We start from the raw sequence: 15,008 nt of genomic DNA, 5'->3' as shown, positions 1-15,008 counted from the left end.
TTTACTTTTTAAACGGACCGTAGATTTCCAGAAGTTTCTCTTTGCGATATTCAAAGATTTCTTGCAGCTTTTTCTTGACCAAAGGTGCCGCAACTCTGCCAAAAACTCCCATGGGAAGTTTGTAGTGAATCAAATCTTCCATCTCAACGCCGCCATCTATTTCTTTGAGAAAATGCTTGTGATGCCACAAAGCATACGGCCCGAAACGCTGCTCATCGACAAAATGCTTTTTAGGAACTACGTGAGTGATCTCTGTAACCCATTTTGATTTGATACCGGGAAAAGGCGAAACTTTATATTCAATAATTTGACCTTGATACATGGGGCGCATGTCACTGGATGTGATGTCAAAGCCCATGTGGTCTGGTGTTATGGTCTTAAGGTTTTTTGGGTCAGATAAAAAATCCCATGCCTCATCAAGGCTAATTGGCAGATTTTGTTTTTTGTGCAGTTCGTAAATCTTCATCCCTTGCTTACATTAGATTAGCTTTGGCGAAAGCCAATAATGTAAAGGTAAAAGGAGTTTTTGTTTAACGAAATGATTTTTTAGTTAAACAAAAACTAAATTTGAAGTAAATGTGTACTTGCCCAAGCTTCTGCATCTTCTAAGGAAGTGAAGTAGGCGTAAGAGTTTTTAAAGTTTTGTTGCTCTTTCCAAAGCGTTTCTTTGTCGTAGCCAGCGCTTGCCACAATGGCAACGCCAATTAAATTAGGCATGGCAGACTTAAAGAATTTAGGGTCGATCTTCACGGGATCTTTCCTAAGGTTTATTAAGATAAAATGGCGGTTTGCATAATATGTGCCCAGATGCGATCGTACTTCATTGATCACAGATTTAGGTAGATCTGCAATGTTGAAGTAAGAAACAACAGCATAATTCTCATGCATTACAAGATTGTAATGCTCATTTGTGACTGTTAGTGAAGACATAGTTTTTTTTTAGGGTCGTCCAAGAGATTGTAACCCAGTATAAGTACAATCTGAAACAGACTATACTAAAATAATTCATAGAAGGATAAAAACGACAACATTTTCTTAACATTTTTAAGAAAATTTTATAATTATCATTTTCTTATTTTTATGGAGCAATTTGTGAATTTTGTAATCAAATCAACAGTATTATTTTAAATCGTTAATTATTATGAAATATATTTTCAAATCGTTTTTATTGCTTCTTTTTGTAGCATTTTCTGCAAATGCGCAGATCGAAACTCCAGCTGCTAGTCCGGCAGCGAGTTTAGAACAAACCGTGGGTTTAACGCAAGTATCTGTTGATTATAGCAGGCCAAACATGCGCGGAAGAAAGATCTTTGGAGGTATTTTGCCTTACGGCCAAATATGGAGAACCGGGGCAAATGCAACTACTAAAATCACTTTTGATAAGCCAGTTAAGATCAAAGGTCAGGAATTAGCAGCGGGAACATACAGTATGTATAGTATTCCGCAAGAAGAGGTTTGGGAAATTGTATTTTATACAGACCACAGCAATCCGTTGCTTAATAAATTTGATGAGGATAAAGTAGCGCTTCGCATGAATGCTGAAAGTATGAAGCTTCCTTACAATTTTGAAACTTTCACCATTTTAATAGAAGATGTTACTAGTGAAGGTGCAACGCTAGGTATGCTTTGGGAAAATACATACGTTGGTATTCCATTTATCGTGAATACTGATGAAGTGGTGATGAATAATATTAAAAGTGTAATGGATGGTCCTGGCGCAGCAGATTATTATTCAGCAGCGGTGTACTATCTTAACGCTGGTAAAGATATTAATAAGGCTAAGGAATGGATGGATAAAGCGATGGAGATGACTGAAAATCCTCGTTTCTGGCAATTGCGCCAGCAGTCACTTATTTTGGCGAAAGCCGGAGACAAACAAGCCGCAATAGAAGCCGCAAAAGCATCATTAGAAGATGCTAAAAAAGCTGGTAACAAAGATTATATCAGAATGAATGAGCAAGCCTTGAAAGATTGGGGAGCTAAATAATTCTGGATGTGAATGATTGTAAATTAGGAGCCGCCCTTTTTGGGGCGGTTTTTATTTTGTAACAAAATATTACATAAAAGTTGAGCCTTACTTTTACTACCTTTACCCGCCTATGGATTTTTCTTCAAAATTGCTAGAAAACGCTGTTTACGAAATGTCGCAATTACCAGGAATAGGTAAGCGCACGGCATTGCGTCTGGTTTTGCATTTATTAAAACAAAGCGAATCTCAGACAACACAGTTAGCAGACGCTCTGGTGCAACTTAGATCAGGAACTAAATTTTGTAAGAATTGCCATAATATCTCAGATACAGACTTGTGTGAGATTTGTGCGAATCCGCATAGGGATGAATCTCTAGTTTGTGTGGTAGAAGATATTAGAGATGTGATGGCGATAGAGAACACGAGTCAATATCGCGGCCATTATCACGTTTTGGGAGGTAAAATTTCACCTATGGACGGGATCGGTCCTCAGGATCTTTTTATTCATTCGCTAGTTGAGAAAGTTAAGAAAGGTACGGTAAACGAAGTGATCTTTGCGCTAAGCTCAACTATGGAAGGTGACACCACAAACTTTTACATTTATCGCCAGATTGAGTCTTATAATGTGCAAACAAGCACGATCGCCAGAGGTATCGCAGTGGGTGACGAACTAGAATATGCAGATGAGGTTACACTGGGGCGTAGTATTTTAAATCGAGTTCCATTTGAAAATTCACTAAAGAGCTAGATTTGCAGCTATCTGTCGTAATCCTCAATTATAATGTGAAGCATTGGTTGCAGCTTTGTTTGCAGTCAGTAAAACGGGCGGTTAAGGATATTGAGGCAGAGATCATTGTTGTAGACAACGCCTCTTCAGATGATAGTTTGGCGATGATAGCCGCAAATTTTCCTGAGGTAAAGGTTATTGCAAACTCAGAAAATCTGGGTTTTGCAAAAGCGAATAATCTGGGTGTTTCACAAGCCGTAGGAGAATATGTTTGTATTCTCAATCCAGATACGGTAGTTCCAGAAAATATATTTCAGGATTTTTTGGCTTTCGCCAAAAGTACTCCGCAATTAGGTGCTTTAGGACCACAATTCATCGATGGTCAAGGAGAGTTTCTGCCTGAAAGTAAACGTAATTTACCAACGCCAAAAGTCGCTTTAAAGAAACTATTGAATATAGGCGATGCGTATTATGCAACACATGTAAAGGACAACGAGATAGGAGCCGTGGAGATCCTGGTGGGCGCACTTTTGTTCATTTCGCGGAAGCGATATAATGCAATTAATGGTTTTGACGAAGCGTATTACATGTATGGTGAGGACATTGACTTTACCTATAGTTTGCTGCGTGAGGATTTGAAAAATTACTACAAAGGTGACTTGAAAGTCTTGCATTTTAAAGGCGAAAGTACAACAAGAGACAAGGTGCAGGCAGAGCGTTTTTATGGCGCAATGCGTATTTTTTATAAGAAGTATTTTAAAGGTAGTTTTCTTAAGAATCTGGGAGTTTATGTATTTACAGGTTTTGCAAAGTCAATTAATAGAAAGCCAAAAAACACGCAGATCAAAACGGATGATGTGGTTTTTGTAGGTTCGGCAGATTTTGCTGAGAAATTGTCTGCGCAGTGGTCTAAAACGATCAAAACCGTTGATGAAAATAAGCTGCTACAATCAGATTTAAAGAATGCAAATGTGATTTTTGACGCGGGAGCTTTGAGTTTCAGGGAAATAATAGAGGCGATAAGTGCGCTTAAAAATAGAGGCAATACATTTAGAATACGCCCAGAGGATTGTAATTTTATGGTGGGCAGCGATAGTCCTTATAATAGAGGAGAGGTAATTTATATCGAGCATTAAAAAATTATCATTCTAATTGTGCAAAATTGAGTAATTTTGCAAAGATTTTTTCTAATAACACATTTCTGTTAAGAATATGGCAAAATTTGAATTAAAACTTCCTAAGATGGGTGAAAGTGTGGCAGAGGCAACACTTACTAATTGGTTAAAGGACGTAGGCGATACTATTGAACTTGATGAACCGGTTGTAGAGATCGCGACAGACAAGGTAGATAGCGAAGTGCCTAGTGAGGTAGAAGGAGTTTTAGTAGAAAAACTTTTTGACACAGATGATGTTGTGCAAGTGGGGCAAACCATTGCGATCATTGAGATAGATGGTGATGATGTGTCGCAAAGCGACGCAGCTGATACGGCTGCGGAAAATGAAGTGCCGCAAGAGTCAAAAGAAGAAGAGCCAGAAACAGTAGCGGCTGTTGAAGAAACTGTGAATACTGCAATTGAAACCGCACAGGTAGAAAGCAGTGGAGACAGATTTTACTCGCCACTTGTTAAGAATATCGCGCAAACAGAAGGCATCTCACAAGATGAGCTTGATGCGATTAGCGGTTCTGGTCTAGAAGGTCGTGTTACTAAAGATGATATTCTTGCTTATCTAGAGGATAGAAAGAATGGAAAAGTCGTAAAAAAAGAAACTAAAACCGTTGAGAAACCTGCGCAACAGAGTTTTGTAAGCGAACCAAAATCTTCACCAAGTCTTAACGGTGAGAGCGAGATCATTGAGATGAGCCGTATGGGTAAATTGATCTCAAAACATATGATAAATAGCGTGCAAACTTCAGCGCACGTACAATCTTTTATAGAGGCAGATGTAACTAACATCTGGAACTGGAGAAATAAAGTAAAAGCCGCTTTCCAGAAAAAAGAAGGAGAGAAGATCACATTCACACCTATTTTTATGGAGGCTGTGGCCAAAGCGATCAGAGACTTCCCGCTTATCAATATCTCTGTAGATGGTGATAAGATTGTTAAACATAAGAATGTAAATCTAGGTATGGCAGCTGCTTTGCCAGATGGAAATCTTATCGTTCCTGTGATCAAAAATGCAGATCAGCTTAACCTTGTTGGGATGACTAAGGCAGTAAATGATCTCGCAGGAAGAGCTAGAAATGGTAAATTAAAACCAGGAGAAACTGATGGCGGTACATATACTGTGACTAACGTTGGTACTTTTGGTAGTGTGATGGGTACGCCTATTATCAATCAGCCGCAGGTTGCGATCCTTGCTCTTGGAGCGATTCGCAAGGTGCCGGCTGTTATTGAAACACCACAAGGAGATTTTATAGGTATTAGATATAAAATGTTCCTTTCACATTCTTATGATCACAGAGTTGTGAATGGTGCTTTGGGTGGGCAATTTGTGCAACGCGTAGCGCAATACCTTGAGGCTTGGGACGAAAACAGAGAAATATAAAACAGAAGAAGTTGCTATATTCTTTTGGCTTAAGCCAAAAAAAAGTAACTTTAGTAATTATTGATAATAATAATTAGAAAATAAGTTTCGTATTTCGTCGGTAAAATATATATTTTTATCGCATAATTTTTTTGAATGGATTTAAATCTAACCAGGCCCATCTGCTTTTTTGATCTCGAAACCACTGGGATTGATATAGCTAGAGATCGTATTGTAGAAATTTCAATTCTTAAGGTTTTTCCTAACGGGAAAGAAGAATCGCACACCTGGAAGGTGAATCCTACAATCCCGATACCAGCAGAAGTTACTGCTGTGCACGGTATAAGTGATGCTGATGTGGCAGATAAGCCCACATTTAGTGAACTTGCGACAGAGGTTTATAGCATTATTAAAGATTCTGACCTAGGAGGATACAACAGCAATAGATTTGATATCCCACTACTTGCCGAAGAATTATTACGAGCAGACATAGACTTTGATATGAAGAATAGAAATGCAGTAGATGTGCAGACTATTTTTCATAAAAAAGAGCAACGTACGCTCTCGGCGGCGTATAGATTTTATTGCGATAAGGATCTAGAAGGAGCGCACAGCGCAGAAGCAGATACATTGGCAACTTACGAAGTTCTAAAGTCTCAGCTTGATCGTTATGATGACCTTGAGAATAATATGAAAAGCCTGGCAGAATTCAGTGCACGCAAGAAGTTTGCTGATTTTGCAGGATTTATCATATTCAATAAAAATGGAGAAGAATGTTTTTCTTTTGGTAAACATAAAGGAAAACGTGTAGAAGATGTACTTGAGCAAGAGCCAGGATATTTTGGATGGATCCAAAATGCAGACTTCCCGCTTTATACAAAAAAGGTTTTGACAGGTATTAAACTGCGCAAACTCAATACAAAATTGTTATAACTTCAACATCTGGAAACCCTCTAAGTAATGAAACTCATTTGTATAGGCCAGAATTATTCTGATCATGTTAAGGAGCTGAACAGCAAACCTACTACAGAACCTATGTTTTTCTTAAAACCAGATTCTGCTATTTTGCTTAGTCAGCATCCATTTGTGATCCCAGAGTTTAGCAATGAGGTGCATTATGAAGTTGAGGTTTTGATCAAGATCAATAAACTAGGTAAATACATTCAACCAAAATTTGCTCATAAATATTATGATAAAATAGGTCTAGGTATAGATTTTACCGCTAGAGACTTACAACGCGAGTGCAAAGAAAAAGGTCATCCTTGGGAAAAGGCAAAAGGCTTTGACGGCTCAGCAGTAGTAGGGAAGTGGTTTGATAAAAAAGAATTTGAAGACCTGCAGAATGTTTCTTTTCAATTGCATAAAAATGAAGAGGTCGTTCAAGACGGGAATACAGCAAATATGATCTACAAGATAGATGAGATCATTGCACATGTATCAAAATACATGACCTTAAAAATAGGTGATGTTATTTTTACAGGAACGCCAGAAGGCGTAGGGCCAGTGGCCATAAATGATAAGTTAACAGGATATTTAGCCGGCAAAAAAGCATTTGCCATTAATATTAAGTAGATTATGCCAGAGCATTATGATTTATATCAGTTAGAGGATATGTCCGGTGGCGACAAAGAGTTTATGAAAACTGTTGTTGAAACGTTTTTAGAAGAAATTCCGCCAGATCTTGAAGCCATGCACATGGCTATTGAGAATGATAATCATCGTATGGCATATCAATTTGCCCATAAGATGAAACCTAATTTTGAGATGTTCGGTATAGATCTCATACGAGAGATACGCGCCATGGAGCGCTGGGCAGATACAGACAAGCCCACCTCAGAGATTCGTCCTCAATTAGAGAAGATCACAAAATACACAAACGCAGCTATAGAAGAGATGCGTAAAGACTGGAAGATGTAATGAATGCACACATCATTACCATAGGTGATGAGATTCTCATAGGTCAGATATTTGATACAAATTCAACCTTTATTGCAAAAGAGTTAGACCGTATCGGATTTCAAATCACCAGAATCATTTCTATTCCAGATACGCGAGAAGCGATTATTGAGAATTTGGCTTACGCCAAAAAGCATGCAGATGTAGTTCTTATGACCGGCGGTCTTGGCCCTACTAAAGATGATGTTACAAAGCAATCTTTCTGTGAATTCTTTGATGATCACTTAAAGCAAGACGAAGCCGTGCTAGAAAATGTAAAACGCATTTTTAGCAAACATCTCAATAGACCACTTCTTGATACTAACGTAGCCCAAGCGCTTGTGCCTAGCAAGTGTACAACGTTAATGAATGTAAACGGTACCGCTCCCGGAATGTGGATGCAGGAAGACGGTAAAGTGTTTATCTCAATGCCAGGTGTGCCGTATGAGATGAAGGCGTTGATGAAAGATGAAGTTCTTCCACGGTTGATGGAGACTTTTGATAGACCGTATATTCTTCATAAAACTTTACAAACTTACGGAGTAGGAGAAAGCGAATTAGCAGATCGTATTAAAGATTGGGAAGAAGCGCTTCCACCGAGTATAAAGTTGGCTTACTTGCCTTCTTTGGGTAAAGTGCGACTTAGACTTTCAACTAAAGGTGCTTCAAAAGAAGAAGTAGAAAAAGCTATCGATACACAGATAGAGTCGCTGCACGCAATAATCAAAGACGTGATCGTGGGTTATGATGACGGAGAAACTTTGGCTGCAGCCATACATAAAAAATTAACGCAAGAAAGTAAGACACTTGCGCTAGCCGAGAGTTTTACTGGTGGTAAACTAGCAGAAACGTTTACCGCAATGCCAGGCGCATCAGCGTATTTTAAAGGTAGTATTGTGGCTTACGCCAAAGAAGCTAAGATCAATCTTCTGGGTGTAGACGAAGCACTAGTAAATAAATTTTCGGTCGTGAGCGCTCAGGTAGCCGAAGCAATGGCGCTGGGAGCAAAAGAAAAATACAATACTGATTTTGCAATAGCGACCACAGGCAACGCTGGGCCAGATAAAGGCGATTCTGATGCAGAAGTTGGGACTGTTTTTCTCGCAATTGCGACTCCAGAGGGTGTAGAAGCGCATGAATTTAATATGGGGCAACCACGAGAAAAGGTAGTAGGCAAGGCGATTAACAAGGCTTTGCAGCTTCTCAATAAAGAATTATTGAAAAACTAGTATTTTTTGTTTGCTCAACTAGTTTAGGTTGTGTAAATTTGCACCCTGTTTTAAATAACATAAAGCATAAGAACATGTCAAGAGTTTGTGAGCTTACGGGTAAGAGAGCGATGGTTGGGAACAATGTTTCTCACGCCATGAATAAAACCAAGCGCAAGTTTAGCGCTAACCTGGTAAAGAAAAGATTTTATATCCCAGAAGAGGATAAGTGGTTAACGCTTAAGGTTTCTACTTCTGCACTTAAGGATATCAACAAGAAAGGAATCAGCGCTGTTATCAAAGAGGCTCGCGCTAACGGCTTTCTTAAGAAATAACAATATAAAGTTAGGGTACAATGGCAAAGAAAGGTAATAGAGTTCAAGTGATTCTTGAGTGTACTGAGCATAAGGCTTCTGGTCAACCAGGAACTTCTCGTTATATCACTACGAAGAACAAAAAAAATACCCCAGATAGGATGGAAATTAAAAAATTCAACCCTATCTTGAAGAAAATGACTGTTCACAAAGAAATTAAGTAAGACATGGCAAAGAAATCAGTAGCAACGTTACAGACCGGTTCAAAGCGTTTGACCAAAGCCATTAAAATGGTAAAGTCTCCTAAAACTGGAGCTTACACATTTGTTGAGTCAGTTATGGCTCCTGAAATGGTTGACGATTTTCTTAACAAGAAATAATCGTACATAAAATATACATTTGAGCCGTTGTGTTTAATATAACACAACGGCTTTTTGTTTTTGTACCCATGTTTCATTTTTAGGAGAAAAGGCAATATTTTTACGCCCGTATCCAATCAATAAATCATAGATGAGTTTTCTCAAAAAAATATTTGGCCAGGACAAGAAAGAAACCCTAGATAAGGGTCTCGAGAAATCGAGCGCTAACTTCATGTCTAAACTGGGTAAGGCTGTCGCCGGAAAATCTAAAGTTGACGACGATGTTCTTGATAATCTTGAAGAAGTTCTTGTAACCAGTGATGTAGGTGTAAAAACCACAATCAAGATCATTGAGCGTATCGAAGATCGTGTAGCTCGTGATAAATATCTGGGAACAGATGAGCTTAACCGTATCCTGCGTGAAGAGATCGCTGGTTTGCTTAGCGAAACAAACAGCGGTGAAGCTTCTGACTATGAAGTGCCGGCTAAGAAGCCACACGTTATCATGGTCGTGGGAGTTAATGGAGTGGGGAAGACGACAACTATAGGTAAGCTAGCTTATCAATTCAAGAAAAAGGGTCTTAAAGTTGTTCTAGGAGCTGCAGATACCTTTAGAGCTGCGGCTATTGATCAATTGCAGATCTGGGCAGATCGAGTAGATGTGCCTATCGTAAAACAACAAATGGGTAGCGATCCTGCTTCTGTAGCGTTTGATACTTTGCAAAGCGCAGAAAAAATGGACGCAGATGTTGTTATCATTGACACGGCAGGACGTTTACATAATAAAGTTAACTTGATGAACGAGTTGACAAAGGTGAAGCGTGTTATGCAAAAGGTTGTGGGCGATGCTCCTCACGAAGTACTTCTTGTGCTTGACGGTTCTACTGGGCAAAACGCTTTTGAACAAGCTAAACAATTCACCGCCGCTACTGAGGTTACTTCGCTTGCAGTAACAAAGCTAGACGGTACTGCAAAAGGTGGTGTGGTGATCGGTATAAGTGATCAATTTCAAATTCCTGTAAAATACATCGGTGTGGGTGAAGGGATAGAAGATCTTCAGGTTTTTAATAAATATGAATTTGTGGATTCATTTTTTAAATAATATGGCTTAAAGCCAAAAAAATATTGCGAAAAAGGCAGTGCAAATACAGCACTGCCTTTTGTATTTTTAGGCATTAACTTAATTAGAACATGAAAAGATTTTTACCCCTATTATCCTTGTTGCTTCTTTTGGGATGTAAACAGGATGGCAAAAATGCCGAAACACAAACTGCAGAAGAAAACTCAATGGACGATATTTCTGCAAAAGAAATTGAGTTTAAAGTTCTGGACAGTAAAGTGATCACAAATGAAGAGATCTGGGCAGATCTTGGTAGCGAAGTTGATGCTTTTTCAGAGGAAGATTACCAGCGAGTAAAACCACTAGTTTTTGAAAAATCTATCCCAGAAATTCAGACAGCAATTAGTAACGGTGCTCTTAATTATGAGGATCTAGTGCTTTTCTATTTAAAGCGTGTTAAGAAATATGACCGTGAGAATGAGAGCTCATTAAACTCGGTTATTTCTTTAAACCCTAACGTACTTAAAGAAGCACGAGAATTAGATAAAGTTGAGACCAAGTTTAAAGGTGATAAAAAATATTCCGTGTATGGTATGCCTATCCTGCTTAAGGATAACGTGAATACTGAAGAAATGCCAACAACAGCCGGGGCAACTGTTTTTAAAAATAACACGACAGAGGATGCTTTTATCACTAAGCGCTTAAGAGAACACGGAGCTTTGATATTAGGTAAAGCGAATCTTAGCGAGTGGGCATATTTCTTTTGTGGTGATTGCCCAAGCGGTTATAGCGCGGTGGGCGGTCAAACGCTTAATCCTTATGGTCGCAAAGTGCACGATACTGGCGGTTCTAGCTCTGGTAGTGGTGTAAGTATGGCGGCGAATTTTGCTGCAGCGGCGATAGGAACAGAAACTTCTGGATCTATTCTTTCGCCTTCTAGTTCAAATTCTATTGTGGGTTTAAAACCTACAATTGGGTTGTTTAGCCGCGGCGGAATTGTCCCTATCAGTAGTACGCTAGATACACCTGGACCCATGACGCGCACGGTGATAGATAATGCTATCGTGATGAGTGCGTTGCAAGGTGTGGATAAAGAAGATATGGCTTCCGCCAAATTAGATCCTAACCAATTAAACTATATAGAAGAATTGAATATAGAAGAGCCTACGGCTGTTTTTCAATTCACTAAACTGGGATATTATAAAGGTTTCATGGAAGATTCGCTGTATGCTAATGCTGTGAAAACGCTTAAAGATAACGGCGCTCAACTCGTAGAGATCGAAAGACCAGAGATCGATCTTCCACAATTTGTAAGAGTGCTTAATCTGGATATGAAAGTAGATCTTCCTGAATATATCAAAGCTTACGGTTCAAAGGATCTTACAGTAAAAAACATACAAGAGATCACCGAAGTGAACAAGCAAGATTCTCTTGTGAGTATGCCTTACGGTCAAAGATTATTCTACGGTGTTCTTAAAGATTCAGCTACAGATGAAGAGTTTGCTGCTATCAAAGATACGTTGTTGATCAATGGTAAAAAATTCTTTGACGATCCTATGAAAGCTAATGATCTGGATGCTGTGCTTTCGATCAATAACTATATGGCGGGTTATGCTGCTGCAGCTAGATATCCTGCGCTTACTGTGCCTATGGGTTATAAAGAAAACAATCAGCCTATGGGCTTGACTTTTATGGGACAGTCACAGCATGAAGCATTGTTGTTGCAACTAGCGCTTGCGTATGAGTCTATTTCGCAACAGCGAAAATCTCCTGAAGGATTTGAATAGATTTTTTAAAATTTTGTGAAAACTGATTTAAAAATTCTATTTTAGAACACTGTATGCGAGGTACAAAGATCCATTTGACACTGTGTCATCAAAAACCAGAGCGATCCTTTTTTTATAAAGGAAAACAGTTTCCGGTTTGTGCGCGATGTACTGGGATTCATTTGGGTTACTTCGCTTTCCCCTTGTTTTTGTTTGGGATAGTCAGAATTCCCCTATTGTGGACTATTCTATTAATATTGCCCACGTATTTGGATGGTGCCATACAAGCTTTTTTTAACTTAGAGAGTACAAATTTTAGAAGATTTGTTACAGGACTCATGGCAGGAATTGGCACGATGTCGCTAACATCAATTATAGGACTTTATATAGGAAAATTTATACTAACCTTAATCAATTAAACAATGTCAGAAAACAACCTTAACCAGCCGCAACCAGAAGGAGAAAAGCTTGAAGTAGGATTACAGATCGTATCTTTTTGTATCCCGCTTGTGGGAGCGATCCTTTATTTTGTTTACAAAAAAGATCACCCAAGAAAGTCTAAAATGGCTTGTTATGCAGCTTTGATCGGCTTTGGTATCGGTATTGTGCTTAACATCATTTTTGCTGTACTAGGCATAGGTGTAGGAGCAATGAGTGGTGGTTATTAATCGATCACAGCATTGATCTTTTGCCACAATAAATTATCATAGGCAGATGGGCCCAAGAGATCATCTTGGGCTTTGTCGCCTAGACGTACGATTACCATATTTTTACTCGGGATAATGTATAACTTCTTATCATCCTTGCCCAAAGCGGCAAACATATCATCAGGCGCATCTGGAACCAATTTTCCTGAAAATTGCTGCGTAGAGCCAGGCAGAATATAACTTTCTTTACCATTAAGCCACCACAAATAGCCGTAAGATAAATTGAGTTGTTGTGAGGTTTGCGACATATTTTTTAGATATTCTGGATTGTTGATTATCGTTTCACCATTCCATTTTCCATCAGCGAGTACAAGCAATCCAAAACGCGCCATACTTTGTGTTTTGCTAAAAAATACATTGTTATATCCTATAGAAACCCAACTTCCGGTCATACCAATTTTATTTTTAAGCCTTTCGGCGAAAGCCATATCCCAACCTTCTGGATATGCTTTATCTAAAACTGGCTGCAACAAGGTGTAAAATGCGTTATGATAAAACCAAGCTTCGCCTGGATCATTTAAATACAGCAGACATTCTGGGTCATAGCAAGAAGTATTTTCTACTGTATAATCACCACCGCTGGTCATGGTAAGCATGTTTTTAATTTTGATCGTATCTTCTTGCTCAGCAGTCATGCTGGTCCATCCTGATCCTAGATAGTTTGTGGCAGGATCTTGCAGATCTAGAAATCCTTGTTCTTCTGCGATACCTACCATCATTGAGGTTAGCGTCTTCCCGGCAGAATTCCATGCGACGGGTGTACTGGCAGATGCGCCGTTGAAATAATTCTCAAAAGCAATCTTTCCGTTTTGTAAAATGATAAAACCTTTAGTATGTGTTTCTTCAAGATAGGCGTTAAGATCAGCGATGTTTTCTGTGTTCCAGTTTAATGCTTCGGGCGATACTGTTTCCCATTGCGTAGTGGTAGGGAAGTAAAGTTCGTCAGAAATAGTATCATCATTTGTATCGTCGCTGTCGTCATTTCGCTGACAAGCAAAAACAGAAATACTAAGAAACAAGAAGAAAATTTTTCTCATGGTTGGCGTGTTTGTATCTAAGATATGATTTTAACGCAAAAGGTTTAAAATCGTTGTATCTTTGCACCCTCAAAATTTTAGGCGAGTATGCGTACCAAAACCCTTAAAAAGAACAAAATAAATGTAGTAACCCTGGGTTGCTCTAAGAATGTCTATGATAGCGAAGTGCTGATGGGCCAGCTTAAAGCAAACAATAAAGAGGTTGTGCATGAGGAAGAAGGCAACGTGGTGGTGATCAACACTTGTGGTTTTATCGCTAATGCGAAAGAAGAATCTGTGAACACCATTCTTGAGTTTGTTCAAAAAAAGAAAGAAGGTATTGTAGATAAAGTTTTTGTTACGGGTTGCCTTTCTGAGCGTTATAAACCAGATCTGCAGAAGGAAATCCCGAATGTTGATCAGTATTTTGGAACTACAGAATTACCTGGACTTCTTAAAGCCTTAGGCGCAGATTACAAACATGAGTTGATAGGCGAGCGTCTTACAACTACGCCAAAGAATTACGCATATCTCAAGATCGCCGAAGGTTGCGACAGACCTTGTTCTTTTTGTGCCATCCCTTTAATGCGTGGAGGTCACAAAAGTACGCCTATAGAAAATCTTGTGATCGAGGCAGAGAAACTTGCAGCAAACGGAATTAAAGAATTGATTCTTATCGCTCAGGATCTTACCTATTATGGTCTTGATCTTTATAAAGAGCGCGCGCTGGCAAAGTTGCTTAAGGAGCTTGTAAAAGTTGAGGGTATTGAGTGGATTCGTCTGCATTATGCGTTCCCTACTGGTTTCCCGATGGACGTTCTGGATGTGATTAATGAAGAGCCTAAGGTTTGTAACTACATTGATATCCCGCTGCAACACATATCGACCAAGTTGCTAAAGAGTATGCGTCGCGGTACGACCTACGAAAAAACAAATGCGTTATTAAAAAGCTTCCGCGAAAAGGTGCCACAAATGGCCATTCGTACCACGTTGATCGTAGGCTATCCAGGAGAAACTCAGGAAGATTTTGAGTTGCTACGTGACTGGGTGAAAGAAATGCGTTTTGAAAGATTAGGCTGTTTCACTTATTCTCATGAAGAAAATACACATGCATATAATCTAGAAGATGATGTGCCAGAAGATGTCAAAATGGAGCGTGCAAATGAGATCATGGCGATACAATCTCAAATCTCATGGGAGTTAAATCAACAAAAAATAGGTCAAGAATTTAAAGTTGTGATAGATCGTAAAGAAGGTAACTTCTTCGTGGGTCGTACAGAATTTGATTCTCCTGATGTGGATAACGAAGTGCTAATTGATGCAACTGAAAATTATCTAAAAACTGGAGATTTTTATACCGTTAAAATCATTGAGGCAGAAGACTTTGATCTTTATGCTGAGCTGGTAAAATAATTTTGCTA

General features: G+C 38.9%; 19 protein-coding genes. 16 read left to right on the top strand and 3 right to left on the bottom strand.

The genetic code is table 11. The annotated features are described in order from the left end of the window. Position 1 precedes the first annotated feature (1 nt). Both ACZ5L8_RS08370 and ACZ5L8_RS08365 read right to left on the bottom strand, forming a co-directional pair. Positions 2-466, bottom strand: a complete 465-nt coding sequence (locus ACZ5L8_RS08370; RefSeq protein ID WP_462597818.1) for an SRPBCC family protein — start codon at positions 464-466, stop codon at positions 2-4. A gap of 95 nt (positions 467-561) precedes the next feature. Further along, positions 562-930, bottom strand: coding sequence for a hypothetical protein (locus ACZ5L8_RS08365; RefSeq protein WP_464440855.1), 369 nt, complete (start codon positions 928-930; stop codon positions 562-564). A 211-nt stretch (positions 931-1,141) separates the two neighbouring features. Here ACZ5L8_RS08365 and ACZ5L8_RS08360 point away from each other — a divergent pair, with 211 nt between their 5' ends. The 15 genes from ACZ5L8_RS08360 to ACZ5L8_RS08290 all read left to right on the top strand — a co-directional run bounded on the left by ACZ5L8_RS08360 (position 1,142) and on the right by ACZ5L8_RS08290 (position 12,532). Further along, on the top strand, positions 1,142-1,987 hold the full coding sequence (locus ACZ5L8_RS08360) for a DUF2911 domain-containing protein (protein WP_464440853.1): 846 nt from the start codon (positions 1,142-1,144) through the stop codon (positions 1,985-1,987). Between the two features lie 112 nt (positions 1,988-2,099). After that, on the top strand, positions 2,100-2,717 hold the full coding sequence (recR, locus tag ACZ5L8_RS08355; RefSeq protein WP_464440852.1) for a recombination mediator RecR: 618 nt from the start codon (positions 2,100-2,102) through the stop codon (positions 2,715-2,717). A 2-nt stretch (positions 2,718-2,719) separates the two neighbouring features. Beyond that, the gene (locus ACZ5L8_RS08350) at positions 2,720-3,832 is read left to right on the top strand and encodes a glycosyltransferase family 2 protein (protein ID WP_464440851.1); all 1,113 of its coding nucleotides are present in this window, start codon (positions 2,720-2,722) and stop codon (positions 3,830-3,832) included. A 76-nt stretch (positions 3,833-3,908) separates the two neighbouring features. Continuing rightward, entirely contained in the window at positions 3,909-5,243 is a 1,335-nt protein-coding gene (locus tag ACZ5L8_RS08345) for a dihydrolipoamide acetyltransferase family protein (protein WP_464440850.1), read from the top strand. Positions 5,244-5,378: 135 nt separating this feature from the next. After that, positions 5,379-6,155: an exonuclease domain-containing protein gene (locus ACZ5L8_RS08340; RefSeq protein WP_464440848.1), complete on the top strand. Its 777-nt coding sequence runs from the start codon at positions 5,379-5,381 to the stop codon at positions 6,153-6,155. A 27-nt stretch (positions 6,156-6,182) separates the two neighbouring features. Then, entirely contained in the window at positions 6,183-6,794 is a 612-nt protein-coding gene (locus tag ACZ5L8_RS08335; protein WP_464440846.1) for a fumarylacetoacetate hydrolase family protein, read from the top strand. A gap of 3 nt (positions 6,795-6,797) precedes the next feature. After that, positions 6,798-7,139, top strand: coding sequence for an Hpt domain-containing protein (locus ACZ5L8_RS08330; protein WP_462597826.1), 342 nt, complete (start codon positions 6,798-6,800; stop codon positions 7,137-7,139). Next, entirely contained in the window at positions 7,139-8,386 is a 1,248-nt protein-coding gene (locus tag ACZ5L8_RS08325; RefSeq protein ID WP_464440844.1) for a competence/damage-inducible protein A, read from the top strand. Before ACZ5L8_RS08330 ends, ACZ5L8_RS08325 begins: the two co-directional genes overlap by 1 nt. Before the next feature lie 74 nt (positions 8,387-8,460). Next, complete coding sequence (rpmB, locus tag ACZ5L8_RS08320; RefSeq protein ID WP_462597828.1) at positions 8,461-8,700, top strand: 50S ribosomal protein L28; 240 nt, start codon at positions 8,461-8,463, stop codon at positions 8,698-8,700. 20 nt (positions 8,701-8,720) lie between these two features. Further along, positions 8,721-8,903: a 50S ribosomal protein L33 gene (gene rpmG / locus ACZ5L8_RS08315; RefSeq protein WP_013868805.1), complete on the top strand. Its 183-nt coding sequence runs from the start codon at positions 8,721-8,723 to the stop codon at positions 8,901-8,903. Positions 8,904-8,906: 3 nt separating this feature from the next. Further along, positions 8,907-9,059: a DUF4295 domain-containing protein gene (locus tag ACZ5L8_RS08310; protein ID WP_462597829.1), complete on the top strand. Its 153-nt coding sequence runs from the start codon at positions 8,907-8,909 to the stop codon at positions 9,057-9,059. 130 nt (positions 9,060-9,189) lie between these two features. Next, the gene (gene ftsY / locus ACZ5L8_RS08305) at positions 9,190-10,140 is read left to right on the top strand and encodes a signal recognition particle-docking protein FtsY (RefSeq protein ID WP_462597830.1); all 951 of its coding nucleotides are present in this window, start codon (positions 9,190-9,192) and stop codon (positions 10,138-10,140) included. Positions 10,141-10,229: 89 nt separating this feature from the next. Further along, the gene (locus ACZ5L8_RS08300) at positions 10,230-11,885 is read left to right on the top strand and encodes an amidase family protein (RefSeq protein WP_464440842.1); all 1,656 of its coding nucleotides are present in this window, start codon (positions 10,230-10,232) and stop codon (positions 11,883-11,885) included. A 53-nt stretch (positions 11,886-11,938) separates the two neighbouring features. After that, a complete protein-coding gene (locus ACZ5L8_RS08295; protein ID WP_464440841.1) occupies positions 11,939-12,283 on the top strand; it encodes a DUF2085 domain-containing protein in 345 nt (114 codons plus the stop codon). Between the two features lie 3 nt (positions 12,284-12,286). Further along, complete coding sequence (locus tag ACZ5L8_RS08290) at positions 12,287-12,532, top strand: hypothetical protein (protein WP_462597833.1); 246 nt, start codon at positions 12,287-12,289, stop codon at positions 12,530-12,532. On the opposite strand, the gene ACZ5L8_RS08285 is transcribed toward ACZ5L8_RS08290, so the two are convergent. Beyond that, positions 12,529-13,608, bottom strand: coding sequence for a serine hydrolase domain-containing protein (locus tag ACZ5L8_RS08285; RefSeq protein ID WP_464440840.1), 1,080 nt, complete (start codon positions 13,606-13,608; stop codon positions 12,529-12,531). The two genes, ACZ5L8_RS08290 and ACZ5L8_RS08285, sit on opposite strands and share 4 nt — an antisense overlap. Positions 13,609-13,695: 87 nt before the next feature. Between ACZ5L8_RS08285 and rimO the strand changes: the two genes are divergently transcribed. Continuing rightward, a complete protein-coding gene (gene rimO, locus ACZ5L8_RS08280; protein ID WP_464440839.1) occupies positions 13,696-15,000 on the top strand; it encodes a 30S ribosomal protein S12 methylthiotransferase RimO in 1,305 nt (434 codons plus the stop codon). The last annotated feature ends 8 nt before the right edge of the window (positions 15,001-15,008 follow it).

The organism is Leeuwenhoekiella obamensis (assembly GCF_055391795.1).
Note: the sequence above shows the minus strand (reverse complement) of the source record. Positions and strands in the feature narration are given on the sequence as shown.

Excerpts from the sequence above, each read along its gene's own strand:
- ACZ5L8_RS08360 (WP_464440853.1), top strand. The coding sequence starts at position 1,142 with ATGAAATATATTTTCAAATCGTTTTTATTGCTTCTTTTTGTAGCATTT.
- rpmB (WP_462597828.1), top strand. The coding sequence starts at position 8,461 with ATGTCAAGAGTTTGTGAGCTTACGGGTAAGAGAGCGATGGTTGGGAAC.
- ACZ5L8_RS08290 (WP_462597833.1), top strand. The coding sequence starts at position 12,287 with ATGTCAGAAAACAACCTTAACCAGCCGCAACCAGAAGGAGAAAAGCTT.
- ACZ5L8_RS08285 (WP_464440840.1), bottom strand. The coding sequence starts at position 13,608 with ATGAGAAAAATTTTCTTCTTGTTTCTTAGTATTTCTGTTTTTGCTTGT.
- ACZ5L8_RS08340 (WP_464440848.1), top strand. The coding sequence starts at position 5,379 with ATGGATTTAAATCTAACCAGGCCCATCTGCTTTTTTGATCTCGAAACC.
- ACZ5L8_RS08365 (WP_464440855.1), bottom strand. The coding sequence starts at position 930 with ATGTCTTCACTAACAGTCACAAATGAGCATTACAATCTTGTAATGCAT.
- ACZ5L8_RS08300 (WP_464440842.1), top strand. The coding sequence starts at position 10,230 with ATGAAAAGATTTTTACCCCTATTATCCTTGTTGCTTCTTTTGGGATGT.
- rpmG (WP_013868805.1), top strand. The coding sequence starts at position 8,721 with ATGGCAAAGAAAGGTAATAGAGTTCAAGTGATTCTTGAGTGTACTGAG.
- ftsY (WP_462597830.1), top strand. The coding sequence starts at position 9,190 with ATGAGTTTTCTCAAAAAAATATTTGGCCAGGACAAGAAAGAAACCCTA.
- ACZ5L8_RS08310 (WP_462597829.1), top strand. The coding sequence starts at position 8,907 with ATGGCAAAGAAATCAGTAGCAACGTTACAGACCGGTTCAAAGCGTTTG.
- ACZ5L8_RS08345 (WP_464440850.1), top strand. The coding sequence starts at position 3,909 with ATGGCAAAATTTGAATTAAAACTTCCTAAGATGGGTGAAAGTGTGGCA.
- ACZ5L8_RS08325 (WP_464440844.1), top strand. The coding sequence starts at position 7,139 with ATGAATGCACACATCATTACCATAGGTGATGAGATTCTCATAGGTCAG.
- ACZ5L8_RS08370 (WP_462597818.1), bottom strand. The coding sequence starts at position 466 with ATGAAGATTTACGAACTGCACAAAAAACAAAATCTGCCAATTAGCCTT.
- ACZ5L8_RS08295 (WP_464440841.1), top strand. The coding sequence starts at position 11,939 with ATGCGAGGTACAAAGATCCATTTGACACTGTGTCATCAAAAACCAGAG.
- ACZ5L8_RS08335 (WP_464440846.1), top strand. The coding sequence starts at position 6,183 with ATGAAACTCATTTGTATAGGCCAGAATTATTCTGATCATGTTAAGGAG.
- ACZ5L8_RS08330 (WP_462597826.1), top strand. The coding sequence starts at position 6,798 with ATGCCAGAGCATTATGATTTATATCAGTTAGAGGATATGTCCGGTGGC.
- rimO (WP_464440839.1), top strand. The coding sequence starts at position 13,696 with ATGCGTACCAAAACCCTTAAAAAGAACAAAATAAATGTAGTAACCCTG.
- recR (WP_464440852.1), top strand. The coding sequence starts at position 2,100 with ATGGATTTTTCTTCAAAATTGCTAGAAAACGCTGTTTACGAAATGTCG.